Annotated in this window: 13 protein-coding genes and 1 tRNA gene; 10 read left to right on the forward strand and 4 right to left on the reverse strand. The window is 63.5% G+C overall.

Going from position 1 to position 15127, the window contains the following annotated elements:
- The first annotated feature begins 8 nt into the window (after positions 1-8).
- The 6 genes from AC57B1_RS34120 to AC57B1_RS34145 all read left to right on the forward strand — a co-directional run bounded on the left by AC57B1_RS34120 (position 9) and on the right by AC57B1_RS34145 (position 7484).
- Entirely contained in the window at positions 9-1931 is a 1923-nt protein-coding gene (locus AC57B1_RS34120; RefSeq protein ID WP_091801057.1) for a dipeptide ABC transporter ATP-binding protein, read from the forward strand.
- Positions 1932-2053: 122 nt separating this feature from the next.
- Complete coding sequence (gsiB, locus tag AC57B1_RS34125) at positions 2054-3616, forward strand: glutathione ABC transporter substrate-binding protein GsiB (RefSeq protein ID WP_496419910.1); 1563 nt, start codon at positions 2054-2056, stop codon at positions 3614-3616.
- Between the two features lie 113 nt (positions 3617-3729).
- Positions 3730-4650 carry a glutathione ABC transporter permease GsiC gene (gsiC, locus tag AC57B1_RS34130; protein ID WP_091799763.1) on the forward strand — a complete coding sequence of 307 codons (921 nt, stop codon included), beginning with the start codon at positions 3730-3732 and terminating at the stop codon, positions 4648-4650.
- A 7-nt stretch (positions 4651-4657) separates the two neighbouring features.
- Positions 4658-5563, forward strand: coding sequence for a glutathione ABC transporter permease GsiD (gsiD, locus tag AC57B1_RS34135; RefSeq protein WP_091799766.1), 906 nt, complete (start codon positions 4658-4660; stop codon positions 5561-5563).
- Positions 5560-6651, forward strand: coding sequence for a DmpA family aminopeptidase (locus tag AC57B1_RS34140; RefSeq protein WP_496419911.1), 1092 nt, complete (start codon positions 5560-5562; stop codon positions 6649-6651). The genes gsiD and AC57B1_RS34140 overlap by 4 nt, the downstream gene beginning before the upstream one ends.
- Complete coding sequence (locus AC57B1_RS34145; RefSeq protein ID WP_408354422.1) at positions 6651-7484, forward strand: M55 family metallopeptidase; 834 nt, start codon at positions 6651-6653, stop codon at positions 7482-7484. Before AC57B1_RS34140 ends, AC57B1_RS34145 begins: the two co-directional genes overlap by 1 nt.
- 108 nt (positions 7485-7592) lie before the next feature.
- Here the strand turns inward: AC57B1_RS34145 and AC57B1_RS34150 are convergent, their stop codons facing one another.
- A complete protein-coding gene (locus AC57B1_RS34150; protein WP_496419912.1) occupies positions 7593-8540 on the reverse strand; it encodes an alpha/beta fold hydrolase in 948 nt (315 codons plus the stop codon).
- Positions 8541-8753: 213 nt separating this feature from the next.
- Between AC57B1_RS34150 and AC57B1_RS34155 the strand changes: the two genes are divergently transcribed.
- Positions 8754-10139: an amino acid permease gene (locus AC57B1_RS34155; protein ID WP_408354419.1), complete on the forward strand. Its 1386-nt coding sequence runs from the start codon at positions 8754-8756 to the stop codon at positions 10137-10139.
- A gap of 182 nt (positions 10140-10321) precedes the next feature.
- Here the strand turns inward: AC57B1_RS34155 and AC57B1_RS34160 are convergent.
- Positions 10322-10406: transfer RNA gene (locus AC57B1_RS34160), tRNA-Leu, on the reverse strand.
- Positions 10407-10512: 106 nt separating this feature from the next.
- A complete protein-coding gene (gene hemN / locus AC57B1_RS34165; protein ID WP_496419913.1) occupies positions 10513-11898 on the reverse strand; it encodes an oxygen-independent coproporphyrinogen III oxidase in 1386 nt (461 codons plus the stop codon).
- Between the two features lie 221 nt (positions 11899-12119).
- Here hemN and AC57B1_RS34170 point away from each other — a divergent pair, with 221 nt between their 5' ends.
- The 3 genes from AC57B1_RS34170 (at position 12120) to AC57B1_RS34180 (ending at position 14068) form a co-directional block, all read left to right on the forward strand.
- Positions 12120-12461 carry a YkgJ family cysteine cluster protein gene (locus tag AC57B1_RS34170; RefSeq protein ID WP_408354370.1) on the forward strand — a complete coding sequence of 114 codons (342 nt, stop codon included), beginning with the start codon at positions 12120-12122 and terminating at the stop codon, positions 12459-12461.
- A 95-nt stretch (positions 12462-12556) separates the two neighbouring features.
- Positions 12557-13150 carry a DUF1439 domain-containing protein gene (locus AC57B1_RS34175; protein ID WP_408354367.1) on the forward strand — a complete coding sequence of 198 codons (594 nt, stop codon included), beginning with the start codon at positions 12557-12559 and terminating at the stop codon, positions 13148-13150.
- An 81-nt stretch (positions 13151-13231) separates the two neighbouring features.
- Complete coding sequence (locus tag AC57B1_RS34180; protein ID WP_408354364.1) at positions 13232-14068, forward strand: undecaprenyl-diphosphate phosphatase; 837 nt, start codon at positions 13232-13234, stop codon at positions 14066-14068.
- A gap of 110 nt (positions 14069-14178) precedes the next feature.
- Here the strand turns inward: AC57B1_RS34180 and trmB are convergent, their stop codons facing one another.
- Entirely contained in the window at positions 14179-14961 is a 783-nt protein-coding gene (gene trmB / locus AC57B1_RS34185) for a tRNA (guanosine(46)-N7)-methyltransferase TrmB (RefSeq protein ID WP_496419914.1), read from the reverse strand.
- Positions 14962-15127 lie beyond the last annotated feature (166 nt).

The raw sequence follows: 15127 nt of genomic DNA on the forward strand, positions 1-15127 counted from the left end.
GAACCACCGTGCCGACTCCATCGCACACCGCCCGTCCGCTTATCGACACCTTGCCGCCGCAGCGCGTGCTCGCGGTCGACGATCTGTCAGTCGCCTTTCGCAGCGGCGAGACCACGTTCAACGCGGTGCGCAATCTGTCGCTGACGGTCGAGCGCGGCGAGACGCTCGCGATCGTTGGCGAATCGGGGTCGGGCAAATCAGTTACTTCACTCGCGTTGATGCGGCTGATCGAGCACGGCGGTGGGCGCCTTGCCGGCGGCAGCATCGCTTTCCGGCGCCGCGACGGCAGCGTGCTCGACCTCGCGAAAGCGTCGTCGGGCACGATGCGCTCGATTCGCGGCGCCGACATCGCGATGATCTTTCAGGAGCCGATGACCTCGCTCAATCCGGTCTTCACGGTGGGCGATCAGATCAGCGAGGCGATCGCCTTGCATCAGGGCAAGAGCCGTTCCGCCGCGCATGCGGAAACGCTGCGCCTGCTCGAACTCGTGCGTATTCCGGAAGCGCGGCGCGTGGCGGCGCGTTTCCCGCATCAACTGTCGGGCGGCATGCGCCAGCGCGTGATGATCGCGATGGCGCTGTCGTGCAAGCCCGCGTTGCTGATCGCCGACGAGCCAACCACCGCACTCGATGTGACGATCCAGGCGCAGATTCTGCAACTGATTCGCGGCTTGCAGGACGAGATGAACATGGGCGTGATCTTCATCACGCACGACATGGGCGTGGTCGCCGAAGTGGCGGACCGCGTGCTGGTGATGTATCGCGGCGAGAAGGTGGAAGAGGGCGCGTCCGACGCGCTGTTCGCCGCGCCGTCGCATCCTTATACGAAGGCGTTGCTCGCTGCCGTGCCGCGTCTTGGCGCGATGCAAGGCACGGATCAGCCGGCCAAATTTCCGATCCTGACTGTCGAGCAGGCCAGTTTGAGCGGCGCCGATCAAGCCGTGCGTCCCGCTGCCGCCGTCGCCGAAGAAACCCAACCGTTGGTGCGGGAAACCACGCCGCCGATTCTGCGCGTGCGCGATCTGGTTACGCGCTTTCCAGTCAAGAGCGGGCTGTTCGGACGCGTAACGGGCCGCGTGCACGCGGTGGAAAAAGTCAGCTTCGATTTGCGGCCCGGCGAAACGCTGGCGCTGGTCGGCGAATCGGGTTGCGGCAAATCCACCACGGGCCGCTCGCTGCTGCGCCTCGTGGAAAGCCAAAGCGGGTCGATCGAATTCAACGGCAAGGAAATCAGTTCGCTGTCGGGCCCCGCGTTACAGGCGCTGCGTCGCGACATCCAGTTTATTTTTCAGGACCCGTTCGCCTCGCTGAATCCGCGTTTGACAGTGGGCTTTTCGATCATGGAGCCGCTGCTCGTGCACGGCGTCGCGCAGGGCGCCGAAGCGCAGGCGCGCGTGGCCTGGCTGCTCGAAAAAGTCGGCCTGCCGCCCGAAGCCGCGCGGCGCTATCCGCACGAATTTTCCGGCGGTCAACGGCAACGCATTGCGATTGCACGCGCGCTGGCATTGAACCCGAAAGTCGTGATCGCCGATGAATCCGTCTCCGCACTCGACGTTTCGGTGCAGGCGCAGATCGTCAACCTGATGCTCGATCTGCAGCGTGAACTGGGCGTCGCGTATCTGTTCATTTCGCATGACATGGCCGTGGTCGAACGCGTCAGTCATCGCGTCGCGGTCATGTATCTCGGCCAGATCGTCGAGATCGGTCCGCGCCGCGCGGTGTTCGAAGCGCCGCAGCATCCCTACACGCGCAAGCTGATGGGCGCGGTGCCGGTCGCCGATCCGGCGCGCCGTCACGCGAAACGCATGCTCGCCGCCGACGAGATTCCGAGCCCGATCCGCGCGCTGAGCGATGAACCGGTCGTGGCGCCGCTCGTCGCGGTCGGGCCGGATCATTTCGTCGCCCAGCATCGCGTGGGCGGTGCGTACTAAAGAGCGGTATTAAAGAGATTTACCAAAGAGCCTTACCAAAGAGCAATACAGAAAACCCCAGCCACACACTTCTTCTCGCAGCATCACAACCTGTTTTCATTTCGCAGCCTGGAGCCAACCTCATGAACCTGCTGGTCCCGTCTTCTCCGTTTCGTTTGCGCGCGCTGATCAGCGGCGGCGCGGTGGTGTTCGCGATGCTCGCGGGCAATGCGGCGCACGCCGACACCACGGCCGTGATGGCCGTCGCCTCGACCTTCACGACGCTCGATCCGTACGACGCCAACGACACGCTCTCGCAAGCTGTCGCGAAGTCGTTCTATCAGGGACTCTTCGGCTTCGACAAGGACATGAAGCTGGTCAACGTGCTGGCCGATAGCTACGAAGCGAGCCCGGATGCGAAGGTCTACACGTTCAAACTGCGCCACGGCGTGAAGTTCCAGGACGGCACCGACTTCAACGCCGCCGCCGTGAAAGCGAACTTCGACCGCGTGACCGATCCGGCGAACAAGCTCAAGCGCTACAACATGTTCAACCGTATCGAGAAGACCGAAGTGGTCGATCCGTACACGGTGAAGATCACGCTGAAGGCGCCGTTCTCGGCGTTCGTCAACGTGCTCGCGCATCCGTCGGCGGTGATGATTTCGCCGGACGCGCTGAAGAAGTACGGCAAGGACATCGCGTTCCATCCGGTCGGCACGGGTCCGTTCGAACTGGTGAAGTGGGACCCGGCGGGCGATCTGACGGTGAAGAAGTTCGCCGGCTACTGGAAGAAGGGCTACCCGAAGGTCGACGCGATCGACTGGAAGCCGGTGGTCGACAACAACACGCGCGCAGCGCTGATGCGTACCGGCGAAGCGGATTTCGCATTCCAGGTGCCGTTCGAACAGGCCGCGCAATTGCAGGCGAGCCCGAAGGTCGATCTGATCGCGTCGCCGTCGATCATTCAGCGCTATATCAGCCTGAATGTGAACCAGAAGCCGTTCGACAATCCGAAGGTGCGTGAAGCACTGAACTATGCGGTCAACAAGGACGCGCTCACCAAGGTCGTGTTCGCCGGTTATGCGACGCCGGCCGACGGCGTGGTGCCGCAAGGCGTCGACTATGCGGTGAAGCAGGGCCCGTGGCCGTACGATCCGGCCAAGGCGCGTGAGCTGCTGAAGGAAGCGGGCTATCCGAACGGTTTCGAAACCACGCTGTGGTCCGCGTATAACTACTCGACCGCGCAGAAGGTGATCCAGTTCGTGCAGCAGCAACTCGCGCAGGTCGGCATCAAGGCGCAGGTCGAAGCGCTCGAAGCAGGTCAGCGCGTCGCCAAGGTGGAAAGCGCGCAGGACGCGGCGACCGCGCCGGTGCGCATGTACTACGCGGGCTGGTCGTCGTCGACGGGTGAAGCCGACTGGGCGATCACGCCGCTGCTCGCGTCCGTCTCGTTCCCGCCGAAGATGGTCAACACCGCTTACTACAAGAACGACACCGTCGACAGCGATCTGAAGCAGGCGCTCGAAACCACCGACCGCGCGAAGAAAGCCGAGCTTTACACCGACGCGCAAAAACGCATCTGGACCGACGCGCCGTGGATCTTCCTCGTCAAGGAGAAGGTGGTGTACGCGCGCAGCAAGCGTCTGTCGGGTGCCTACGTGGCGCCGGACGGTTCATTCAACTTCGACGAAATCGCGATCAAGTGATGAGCTGACCGTGCGTGGCGGCGTGCCGTGTTTCACTGGCACGCCGCCACGCGCGGTCGCTTGACCGCCGCACAGAATCTTTCGTTGCCCGCATCATTGCCGGATTGGGTTTCATGCTGAACTTTCTCGTCAAACGTCTCTTTGGCCTGCTGCCGACGCTCTTCATCGTCGCCGTGCTGGTGTTCCTGTTCGTGCATTTGTTGCCGGGCGATCCGGCGCGGCTCGCCGCCGGTCCCGATGCGGACGAGGCGACGGTCGCGCTGGTGCGTGCCGACCTCGGCCTGAACAAGCCGATGCCGCAGCAGTTCGCCAACTTCTTCGTGAAGATCGCGCACGGCGATTTCGGCATCTCGACGCGCAGCAAGCGCCCGGTCAGCCAGGAAATAGGCGAGCGCTTCATGCCGACGCTGCTGCTCACGCTCGCCAGCATGGTGTGGGCGGTCGTGCTGGGCATGGGCATCGGCATCGTCTCCGCGGTGTGGCGTAACCGTTGGCCGGACCGGCTCGGCATGACGCTCGCGGTGTCGGGTATTTCGTTTCCCGCATTCGCGCTCGGCATGCTGCTGATGGAAATTTTTTCGGTGAAGCTCGGCTGGCTGCCGATTGTCGGCGACGGTTCGTGGCAGAGCTACGTGCTGCCGTCGCTCACGCTCGGCGCGGCGGTTGCGGCGGTGATGGCGCGCTTCACCCGCGCGTCGTTCGTCGAAGTGATGAATGAAGATTTCGTGCGCACCGCGCGCGCCAAGGGCGTGCCCGAACGCCTCGTGATCGTCAAACATTGCCTGCGTAACGCGATGATTCCCGTCATTACGATGATGGGCCTGCAATTCGGCTTTCTGCTGGGCGGCTCGATCGTGGTCGAAGTGGTGTTCAACTGGCCGGGCCTCGGACGCCTGCTCGTGGATGCCGTGTCGATGCGCGACTATCCGGTGATTCAGGCCGAAGTGCTGTTGTTCTCGCTGGAATTCATCATTATCAATCTGGTCGTGGACGTGCTGTACGCCGTGATCAACCCGACTATCCGTTTCAAGTGAGGCCCGCATGAGCACGACCGCCACCGAGCCGAATGCGGCCAGCACCGTCAAAGCCGAACGCGCGATCCGCACGCCGTGGAGCGAGTTCTGGCGCAAATTCCGTAAGCAGCATGTAGCGCTTGCCGCCGGCATCTTCGTGCTGCTGTTGATTGCGGTTGCAATCATTGCGCCGCATATCGTGCCGTACGATCCGGAGAATTTCTTCGATTACGACGCGTTGAACGCGGGGCCGTCCGCGGCGCACTGGTTCGGCGTGGATTCGCTGGGCCGCGATATTTTCAGCCGCATTCTGGCGGGTTCGCGCATTTCGCTCGAAGCGGGCTTTCTGTCCGTTGCGATCGGTGCGGTGATCGGCACGTTCTTCGGCCTGCTGGCCGGCTACTACGAAGGCTGGTGGGATCGCATCACGATGCGCGTCGCCGATGTGCTGTTCGCGTTTCCCGGCATTCTGCTCGCCATCGGCGTGGTGGCGATTCTCGGCAACGGCATGATCAACGTGATCTGCGCGGTTGCGATCTTCAGCATTCCGGCGTTCGCGCGGCTCGTGCGCGGCAATACGCTCATGCTCAAGCAACTCACGTATATCGAAGCGGCGCGCAGCATCGGCGCGTCGGATTGGACGATCATCGTGCGGCACATTCTGCCGGGGACGATTTCTTCGGTGGTGGTGTACTTCACGATGCGTATCGGCACCTCCATCATCACGGCGGCAAGCCTGTCGTTTCTCGGCCTCGGCGCACAACCGCCGACACCCGAGTGGGGCGCGATGCTCAATGAAGCGCGCGCCGACATGGTGACGGCGCCGCATATCGCGCTGTTTCCGAGTCTGGCGATTTTCCTGACCGTGCTGGCGTTCAACCTGCTCGGCGACGGTCTGCGCGACGCGCTCGATCCGAAGCTCGACCGGCCATGAATTCGCCCGAGTTTGAAAACGCGCCGCATATCGGCACGTTGCCGGCAGGTCCGCTCGGCACGATTGCCGATGTGCCGGGCGTGACAGTCGGACACTGCACGCTCGATGAAGGCGCCGTGCAAACCGGCGTGACCGTGATCCGCCCGCATCGTGGCGATCCGTTTCTCGACAAGGTGCCCGCGGCGTCGTCGGTGATCAACGGGTTCGGGAAAAGCATCGGGCTCGTGCAAGTGGAGGAACTCGGCACGCTGGAAACGCCGATTGCGTTGACCAATACATTCGGCGTCGCGGCCGTCGCGCAGGCGCAGATTCGCGCGGCCGTGCGCGCGAATCCGCGGATCGGACGCGAGTGGTCGACAGTCAATCCGGTGGTGTTCGAATGCAATGACGGCTACCTGAACGACATTCAGGCGCTGGCCGTCACTGCACAGCATTTCGACGACGCTTATGCGGCCGCCAGCGCGAATGTCGCGAGCGGCTCGGTCGGCGCGGGCCGTGGCATGTCGTGCTTCGATCTGAAAGGCGGTATCGGTAACGCGTCGCGTGTGGCGAGCGCGGCAGGCCGCAGCTATACCGTCGGCGCACTCGTGCTGGCGAACTTCGGCCGCCTGCCGATGCTGACCATCGACGGCACGCCGCTCGGCCGCGTGCTCGCCGAACGCGCGGCCAAAGCGGAGGCCACGGCATTGTCAGCCACGCCGGCGACGAAACCCGAGCAAGGCTCGATCATCATGATCGTCGCCACCGACGCGCCGCTCGACGCGCGCCAGCTCAAGCGCCTCTCGTTGCGCGCGGCAGCGGGTCTCGCGCGCACCGGCTCGGTGTACGGCCACGGCAGCGGCGATATCGCGCTGGCGTTTTCAACGGCGCATACCGTGCCTCACGGGGCCGACTTCATGACGCCGCCACGGTTGCTCGCGGACGAGCGTCTGGATCCGCTCTTTCGCGCTTGCGCGGACAGCGTCGAGCAGGCGATTCTCGACGCCTTGTGGCGTGCCGCGTCCGTGACCGGGCGCGATGGCCATCGGCGGCTGTCGCTGCGTGACAGCGTTCCCGATCTTGCTCAACTACTCAAGCGCACTCCCTGATGAAAGTCCTCATTTCCGCCGACATCGAAGGCATTGCCGGCGTGTTTCATCCTGAGCAAACGCGCGCGGGCAACGGCGAATACGAAGCCGCGCGCCGCTGGATGACGCTCGAAGCCAACGCCGCAATCGAAGGCGCGTTCGCCGGCGGCGCGACACAGGTGTGGGTCAACGATTCTCACGGGGGCTTTCGCAATCTGCTTCCGGACCTGCTCGATGCACGCGCTCAGGTGGTGCTCGGCAAGCCGCGCACGCTCGGCATGATGGCCGGGCTCGAATACGGCGCGGCGCTGGTCTTCATGATCGGCTATCACGCCATGTCGCAAACGCACGGCATCCTCGCGCACACGATCAACAGTTTTGCGTTCGCGCGCGTTTCGCTGAACGGCGTCGAGGTGGGCGAGGCGGGCCTATATGGCGCGCTGGCGGAAGAATATGGCGCACGCGTCGCGCTGTTATCCGGTGACGATGTGTTCGCGCAAGAAACCGCGCCGCGTTTTCCGGGCGCGCGTTTTGTCGTCACCAAGCACGCGACGGGGCAGGCAAGCGGCGTCACGCAATCGCCGGCAAGCGCTCGCACGGCCATAGAAAGTGCCGCGCGTGAGGTGGTTCAGCAGCATCTGGCCGACGGGCATGCGCGGGAATCCACACGCGCCGAAGTCAAGCCGGTGGAATGCGAGTTGCGCGTGCAAACCAGCGGGCTCGCGGATCTGTTCTGCCAATGGCCGACGCTCACGCGCGTCGACGCGGTCACATTGCGCTTTAGCGCGGCGTCGGCGGAACACGTGGTGCGCATGCTGAATTGCCTGTCGGCGATGTCGTTCATGTTGCGCTGAGCGCGCTGATTACGCTAAGCGCGGGAATCTACGGAATCCGAACCAAATCCCCGGAGCGCATCGAGCCGGCGTATGGGCGAGAACAGTCGCGCATACGCCTGAACAGACCTATTGCTGCCGGCTCAGTTCGCGCGCCGCGCGATCGATCACGTCGGCAATCGCGCCTGCGTGCGACACCGGAGCCAGGTGGCTAGACGCCATCGGCACGACTTTCGCGCCCATCCGCTCAGCCATGAATCTCTCGACTTCCGGCGAGACCGCACGGTCGCGCGTCGTGATCACATACCACGACGGCTTTTCTTTCCATGCGACCTGACTGACCGTTTCACTGAAGGCCGTCGCCGCGATCGGCACCTGCGCGGTGGCGAGCACGCGCGTCAGGTTCTCGGGAACGTCCGCCGCGAAGTCGGCGTGGTATTTGGTGCGGTCGAGCCAGAGAAAGCCGCTCGGATCCTTGATGATGCTTGCGCCCGCGGGCATCGGCGCGGCACGCTTCATCAGATCGACGGCCGACTCGTGCAGGTCCGGCGCGATCGCCGCGATATAGACGAGGCCGGCGACGTTCGGCGCGTTCGCGCCCGCTTCGGTGATCACGACGCCGCCCCACGAGTGCCCGACCAGCATGGTCGGTCCTTCCTGGCGCGCGAGGACGCGGCGGGTCGCGGCGACATCGTCGGCGAGGGAGGTGAGCGGGTTCTGCACCGAACTCACGTGATAGCCCTTCTGCTGCAGCTTGGCGACCACGCCATTCCAGCTCGATCCGTCGACGAACGCGCCGTGCACCAGTACGACGTTGCGCACCGGGCCGGTCATGGGCGCGGCGGAAGGCGGTGCGGCGGCGGCCTTGGCGGGCGGGGCGGCAGGCGCCATGGGTGCAGGCGCCGGCGCTTCGGGTGCGGCCGTCTCCATGCCCGGCTGGCTCGGCGGCTCGGCAGCGGGTTCCACCGTGGGCGCGGCAGTGGGTGCCGTGACCGGTGCGTTGGTCTGGGCGAGAGCAACAGCCCACGGAAAGCAGAGACACACAGCAGCGGCGCAAAGCAGGCGTTTGGGCGACATGTTGAATCTCCGGAGGCTGAAAGCTCGACTAGGGCAACATACAGAAGCCCTGCGCCAGTGACAATCACTATCCTCGACGTTGCGTGCGGCGCAGAACCAAGCGCGGGTTGCTCCCAGTATTTAGGTAATATCGGCCACGTTAAAATTTCAGGTTCTGCCGGGCCGGACCATAAGTCCGATCGGGTGATCGATATCCATACACTGGGGCGCAATTTGAATAGTGCACAGCAGCAAGACGGCCTGAAGCGGGGGCTCAAGAATCGCCATATCCAGCTGATCGCGCTGGGCGGCGCGATCGGCACCGGCTTGTTTCTCGGCTCCGCCAGCGTGTTGCAGGCTGCCGGCCCGTCGATGATTCTCGGCTACGCGATCGGCGGCATCATCGCTTTCATGATCATGCGGCAGTTGGGCGAAATGGTGGCGCAGGAACCCGTGGCCGGTTCGTTCAGCCACTTTGCCTACAAGTATTGGGGCGACTTCCCGGGCTTTCTGTCCGGCTGGAATTACTGGGTGCTGTATGTGCTCGTGAGTATGGCCGAGCTGACCGCCGTCGGCACTTACGTTCACTACTGGTGGCCGGGCGTGCCGACCTGGGTGTCGGCGCTGGTCTGCTTCGCCGGCATCAACGCGATCAATCTCACCAACGTCAAAGCCTACGGGGAAACCGAGTTCTGGTTCGCGATCATCAAGGTCGTGGCGGTGATCGGCATGATCGTGTTCGGCGGCTATCTGCTGATCAGCGGACACGGCGGCCCGCAAGCGTCGATCGCCAACCTCTGGAGCCACGGTGGTTTTTTCCCGCACGGGTTTCATGGCCTGTTCATGATGCTCGCGGTCATCATGTTCTCATTTGGCGGGTTGGAGCTGATCGGCATTACGGCGGCGGAAGCCGACGAGCCGCAGAAGAGCATTCCGAAGGCCGTGAATCAGGTGATCTACCGGATTCTGATTTTCTACATCTGCTCGCTGACGGTGCTGCTGTCGTTGTATCCGTGGAACGAGGTGGCGGCCGGTGGCAGTCCGTTCGTGATGATCTTCTCGCAGATCGGTTCGACGCTGACCGCGAACGTCCTCAACGTGGTGGTGTTGACTGCGGCGCTGTCGGTCTACAACAGCGGCGTCTATGCGAATAGCCGCATGCTCTATGGTCTCGCGGAGCAGGGCAATGCGCCGCGCGCGCTGATGAAGGTCGACCGGCGCGGCGTGCCTTATATGGCGATCGGTTTGTCGGCGCTCGCCACGTTCACGTGCGTGATCGTCAACTATCTGATTCCCGCCGAAGCGCTCGGCTTGCTGATGGCGCTGGTGGTGGCGGCGCTGGTGCTCAACTGGGCGCTGATCAGCCTGACGCATCTCAAATCGCGCAAGGCGATGGTCGCGGCCGGCGAGACGCTCGTGTTCAAGTCGTTCTGGTTCCCGGTCAGCAACTGGATCTGCCTCGCGTTCATGGCGTTGATCCTCGTAATTCTCGCGATGACGCCGGGTCTTTCCGTGTCCGTGTGGCTAGTGCCGGCGTGGCTCGTGGTGATGTGGGCCGGGTATGTGTTCAAGCGCCGGCGCGCCGCGGTACACGGCGGCGCGGGAATCGTGGGGCGATAAAGTGGGCGAATGGCGTGAGAGGCGATGGTCGCGCTCACGCCACTGAAATTCTTCGAGGTCTTTGTCGAGGCCAGCCAAGGTTTTCATGCCGGCCAGAAACGACAAACCCCGCGGGCAGCATGTGCTGGCGGGGTTCGAGGCGATGCTGAAACTGCGGTCTTTCGCTGCGGTTTCGAATTCTATGGTGCCCAGGGCCGGAATCGAACCGGCACGCCTTGCGGCGGGGGATTTTGAGTCCCCTGCGTCTACCAATTTCACCACCTGGGCAGGTCTTGCAGCGCACGCGTCAGAAGCTGGCACGCGGCGAAGACGCAGATTATGGCCGAAAATTGGACGACGGGCAAGCCAGTTGCTTTCATCCGCGTCAAAGCGTTCACACCGTACGCGAAAACCGTTCGAGTGCCTGTTGGCCGAGGTAACGGTCGAACACCATCGCGATGTTGCGCACGAGCATGCGGCCGGCCATTCGCACTTCGAGCTTATGCGCGCCGAGCGACACCAGGCCGTCCTCTTCGAAGCCGCGCAAACGCTCCAGCTCCGGCTCGAACGCGTTGGCGAAGTGGATGCCATACGCCGCTTCGAATTCATCGAAGCGCAACTCCAGGTTGCACATCAATTGGGTGATCACGTCCCGGCGCAATCGGTCGTCGGCGGTCAGGCGCACACCGCGCGCGATGGCGAGCTTGCCTGAATCGACCGCCGCCGCGTAGCCAGGCAGGTCCTTGGCGTTCTGCGCGTAGACGTCGCCGACCTTGCCGATCGACGATGCGCCGAAGCCGATCAGATCGCAGTCGGCTCGCGTGCTGTAGCCCTGGAAGTTGCGATGCAAGGTTCGCTGCGCCTGGGCGCGCGCGAGTTCGTCGGTGGGCAGCGCGAAGTGATCCATACCGATGTACACATAGCCCGCGCCCGTCAGCCGTTCGACCACGCGCTGCAGGATCGCGAGCCGGGCATCAGGCGAGGGCAGTGTGGCGGGGTCCATCTGCCGTTGCATCTTGAAGAGTTGCGGCATGTGGGCATAGGCGAATACCGAGAGGCGATCGGGCGCGAGTTCGATCATCGTGTCGAGCGTGCGGCTGAAGCTCTCGACCGTTTGATGCGGCAACCCATAAATCAGATCGACGCCGATCGAGTGAAAGCCGGTGTCGCGCGCGGCCTGCATGACCGACGCGGTCATCTCGAGCGGTTGAATACGGTTGATGGCCTGCTGCACGACCGGATCGAAATCCTGCACGCCGAGGCTCAAACGGTTGAAACCGAGCTTGCGCAAATGCGCGATCGTCTCGGGTGACGCTTCGCGCGGATCGACTTCGATCGAATACTCGGCTTCGGCGTCGGGCAGCAGTGTGAAATGCTCACGTGTGGCGGCCATCAGTTCGGCCGTTTCATCGTGCGATAGAAACGTCGGCGTGCCGCCGCCCCAATGTAGTTGGGATACCGGACGCCGCGTGTCGAAACAGGCCGCCTGCAACGCGATCTCGCGCTTCAATTGATCGAGGTACGGACGCGCGTGGGCGCGGTTTTTCGTGGCGACCTTATTGCAGCCGCAGTAGAAACACACGGTGTCGCAGAACGGAATGTGGAAATACAGCGAGAGATCCGTCGACGATGCGCCCGGGTCCGCGGCGGCGCGCAAATAGTCGGTGGGATCGAAATCGTCGCGGAACTGCAAGGCGGTGGGATAGGACGTATACCGTGGGCCGTTCGCGCTGTATTTGGCGAGCAGGTCGGGGCGGAACAGCGTGTTGTCGGTGGACATGAGGGGCTCGAGGGCAGACGGCCATCGAGGAAGAGGCGGAACCGGTGTGATTCGCGAGACCGGATCGAACAGCGCGGACGCTTCTTGAACATGGCCTTTAGGATGCCTCGAGTGTACGTGAGCGCGCACGCGCGCGATTGCGTAAAAAGGTCGCATGGAATGCGGTGGCACAATGCGGGTCTGATAATGCATTGCCCGTTGTCGGGTTCAGGAAGAATGCGGTGAATGAAGTGTCTGAAATCTCGAAAAAGGCGGTGAAAGGCGAGTCCGCGTTCCATGTGGCCGATCATGCGTGCCGCCCCGATTGCGGTGCGTGCTGTATTGCGCCGTCGATTTCGAGTCCCATTCCGGGTATGCCGAACGGTAAGCCGGCCGGCGTGCGCTGCGTACAACTCGGCGACGACCTGCGCTGCGCGATCTTCGGCCGGCCGGAGCGGCCGGCGTGCTGTTCCGGTTTGCAACCGCAGACGGAAATGTGCGGCACGAGTCGCGGCGACGCACTCGCGTGGCTCACGCAACTCGAAGCTCAGACTCAACCGCACGTTCAACCGTCGGCCCGCTGATAAACGTGCGCGAGCGCACGCATGAGCGAAGCGCCGCATGCCGAAAACGAACCACGCAATCGCATGTCCGAAAGGGTTTCCACAGGAGATTTCGCATGACTCGACCCGCTGCGCCGGCCCGGCGCCGCTTCCTGCTTGCCGCGCTGACAGGCTCCAGCGCGCTCGGCATCACCGTTTCGCTTACGGCCTGCGCAACGCCGACTTTTCCGTTCATCCCTTCGCACTACACGTTCTCGCAGCAGCAGGTGCAGGACGCGGTGCAGCGCAAATTCCCGTATCAGCGCACCGTCTCGCAGGTGTTCGAAGTCGCGCTGGCCAACCCTGTGGTCGGTTTTCTGCCGGATGCAAACCGCGTCTCGGTGAAGCTCGACGCACGTTTCGCCAGTCCCTTCATGCCTCAGCCGGTGGATGGCGTGTTCATGCTGTCGAGCGAACTGGCCTACGACGCCGCCAGCAAATCGGTCGTGCTCAGGTCGCCGAACGTCGACAACGTCAGCGTGAGCGGGCAGGCGCAGGCCTATACGCAGCAGATCAATGCCGCGGCGGGGCTGCTCGCCACGCAGTTGCTGGCCAACTATCCGATCTACACCTTCAAGCCTGAACAGCTGCAATTTGCCGGTGTGAATTACGAACCCGGTACAATTACCATCCTTACAAACGGCATACGCGTACAAATCGTCGAAAAATGACGCGGTGCGCGGCCGGCAGGGCCGCGCCATTCCGTGTCGGCCCTGTTCGTTCCGACTATAAACAGCGATAAAGGGGCAGGGATGGACTGGCTATTGGCTTGCAAGGCGCTGATTCTGGGCGTCGTCGAAGGGTTGACGGAGTTTTTGCCCGTGTCGAGCACCGGGCATTTGATCGTCGCGGGCAGTCTGCTGAACTTCACCGATGAGCACGCGAAAACCTTCGATGTCGTGATCCAGCTCGGCGCGATTCTCGCCGTGTGCTGGGAGTTTCGCCGGCGCATCGGCAGTGTGGTGGCGGGCTTGCCGAGCCGGCCCGATGCGCGCCGTTTCACACTGAACGTGATCATCGCCACGATTCCGGCGATCGTGCTTGGCTTGCTATTCGAAAAGACCATCAAGGCCGCATTGTTCTCGCCCGTGCCGGTCGCGTTCGCGCTGGTGGTGGGTGGCGTGGTGATTCTGTGGGCGGAAGCGCGTCAGCGCACCCGTGGCGAGACGGCGGCGCGCGTGCAGAGCGTGGACGACCTTAGCGCGCTTGACGCGCTGAAAGTTGGCCTCGCGCAGTGTTTCGCGCTGATTCCAGGCATGTCGCGCTCGGGCTCGACGATCATCGGCGGGATGCTGTTCGGTCTTGACCGGCGCGTCGCCACCGAGTTTTCGTTCTTCCTTGCGATTCCGATCATTTTCGGCGCGACCGCTTACGAGTTGCACAAAGACTGGCATCTGCTTTCCGTCGACGCACTCGGCACTTTCACGCTCGGCTTCCTGGCCGCGTTCGTCAGTGCTTTTGCCTGCGTGCGCTGGCTGTTGCGCTATATCGCGGCGCACGACTTCACCGCGTTCGCGTGGTATCGGATCGCCTTCGGATTGCTGATTCTGCTGGTCGGCTATAGCGGCGCGTTGAGTTGGACGGAGTGAGCCGCTTCGTTTTGCTCGCGCCATGAAAAAAGGTCCGTGTTCGCGGACCTTTGCCTTTGCGGACCCTTCCCGGACCTTTCCTTATCGCCGGATCAGGCGGATTGCCAGTCTTACTCGGCGCCGCGTTTGCGGTAGACCAGATCCCACACGCCGTGGCCGAGCCGCAGCCCACGCCGCTCGAATTTCGTCACCGGACGGTATTCGGGACGCGGCGCATAGCCGTCGGCGGTGTTCTCCAGCGCCGGCTCGGCGCCCAGCACTTCGAGCATCTGTTCCGCGTAGTTCTGCCAGTCGGTCGCGCAATGCAGATAGGCGCCGGGCTTCAGCCGCGATACGAGCAGCGCGACAAATTTCGGCTGGATCAGCCGGCGCTTGTGGTGACGTGCCTTGTGCCACGGGTCGGGGAAGAAGATGTGCACGCCGTCGAGGCTGTCGGGCGCGATCATCTGCTCGAGCACTTCGACCGCGTCATGCTGAATGATGCGGATGTTCGACACGTTCTGCTCGCCCATCAGTTTCAGCAGCGCGCCCACGCCCGGCTCGTGCACTTCGACGCCGAGGAAATCATCGTCGGGACGGTGCGAGGCGATTTCCGCCGTGGTCGCGCCCATGCCGAAGCCGATTTCGAGCACGCGTGGCGCCTTACGGCCGAACACGGCGTTCCAGTCCGGCTGCTGCGGCGCGAAGGGCACCACGAAGCGCGGGCCGAGTTCGTCCATCGCGCGGCGCTGGCCGGTCGAGACGCGGCCGGCGCGCGTGACAAAGCTGCGGATGCGGCGCCGATGCAAGGCTTCTTCTTGCGGCGCGGCTTCGCCGGCGAGTGCGTCTTCGGCTTCGGTGGACGGCGTCGGGAGTTCGTCCGGCGGGGCGGCTTCGTTTGGATCGTGGATCATCTTCGATACTGCTACAAGGGTGAGGGCTATGCGGCTTGCCTGGCGTGCCGCGCGGCGCTTGTAAGCGCTCGCGTGGCAGTGGGCGCGAGTCGCACGCGCGACCGGCACACGCAGCGCCTAAGAAGCGCAGCGCGGGGCCGCCGCCACGACAAAAAAGCCGCCTTCA

It is taken from the genome of Paraburkholderia sp. BGA-UO-ETr-F21, from assembly GCF_059567925.1.

What these genes read in the sequence shown, in the direction of transcription:
- gsiB (WP_496419910.1), top strand. Translation starts at nt 2,054, where the DNA reads ATGAACCTGCTGGTCCCGTCTTCTCCGTTTCGTTTGCGCGCGCTGATC.
- gsiC (WP_091799763.1), top strand. Translation starts at nt 3,730, where the DNA reads ATGCTGAACTTTCTCGTCAAACGTCTCTTTGGCCTGCTGCCGACGCTC.
- gsiD (WP_091799766.1), top strand. Translation starts at nt 4,658, where the DNA reads ATGAGCACGACCGCCACCGAGCCGAATGCGGCCAGCACCGTCAAAGCC.
- AC57B1_RS34140 (WP_496419911.1), top strand. Translation starts at nt 5,560, where the DNA reads ATGAATTCGCCCGAGTTTGAAAACGCGCCGCATATCGGCACGTTGCCG.
- AC57B1_RS34145 (WP_408354422.1), top strand. Translation starts at nt 6,651, where the DNA reads ATGAAAGTCCTCATTTCCGCCGACATCGAAGGCATTGCCGGCGTGTTT.
- AC57B1_RS34150 (WP_496419912.1), bottom strand. Translation starts at nt 8,540, where the DNA reads ATGTCGCCCAAACGCCTGCTTTGCGCCGCTGCTGTGTGTCTCTGCTTT.
- hemN (WP_496419913.1), bottom strand. Translation starts at nt 11,898, where the DNA reads ATGTCCACCGACAACACGCTGTTCCGCCCCGACCTGCTCGCCAAATAC.
- AC57B1_RS34175 (WP_408354367.1), top strand. Translation starts at nt 12,557, where the DNA reads ATGACTCGACCCGCTGCGCCGGCCCGGCGCCGCTTCCTGCTTGCCGCG.
- AC57B1_RS34180 (WP_408354364.1), top strand. Translation starts at nt 13,232, where the DNA reads ATGGACTGGCTATTGGCTTGCAAGGCGCTGATTCTGGGCGTCGTCGAA.
- trmB (WP_496419914.1), bottom strand. Translation starts at nt 14,961, where the DNA reads ATGATCCACGATCCAAACGAAGCCGCCCCGCCGGACGAACTCCCGACG.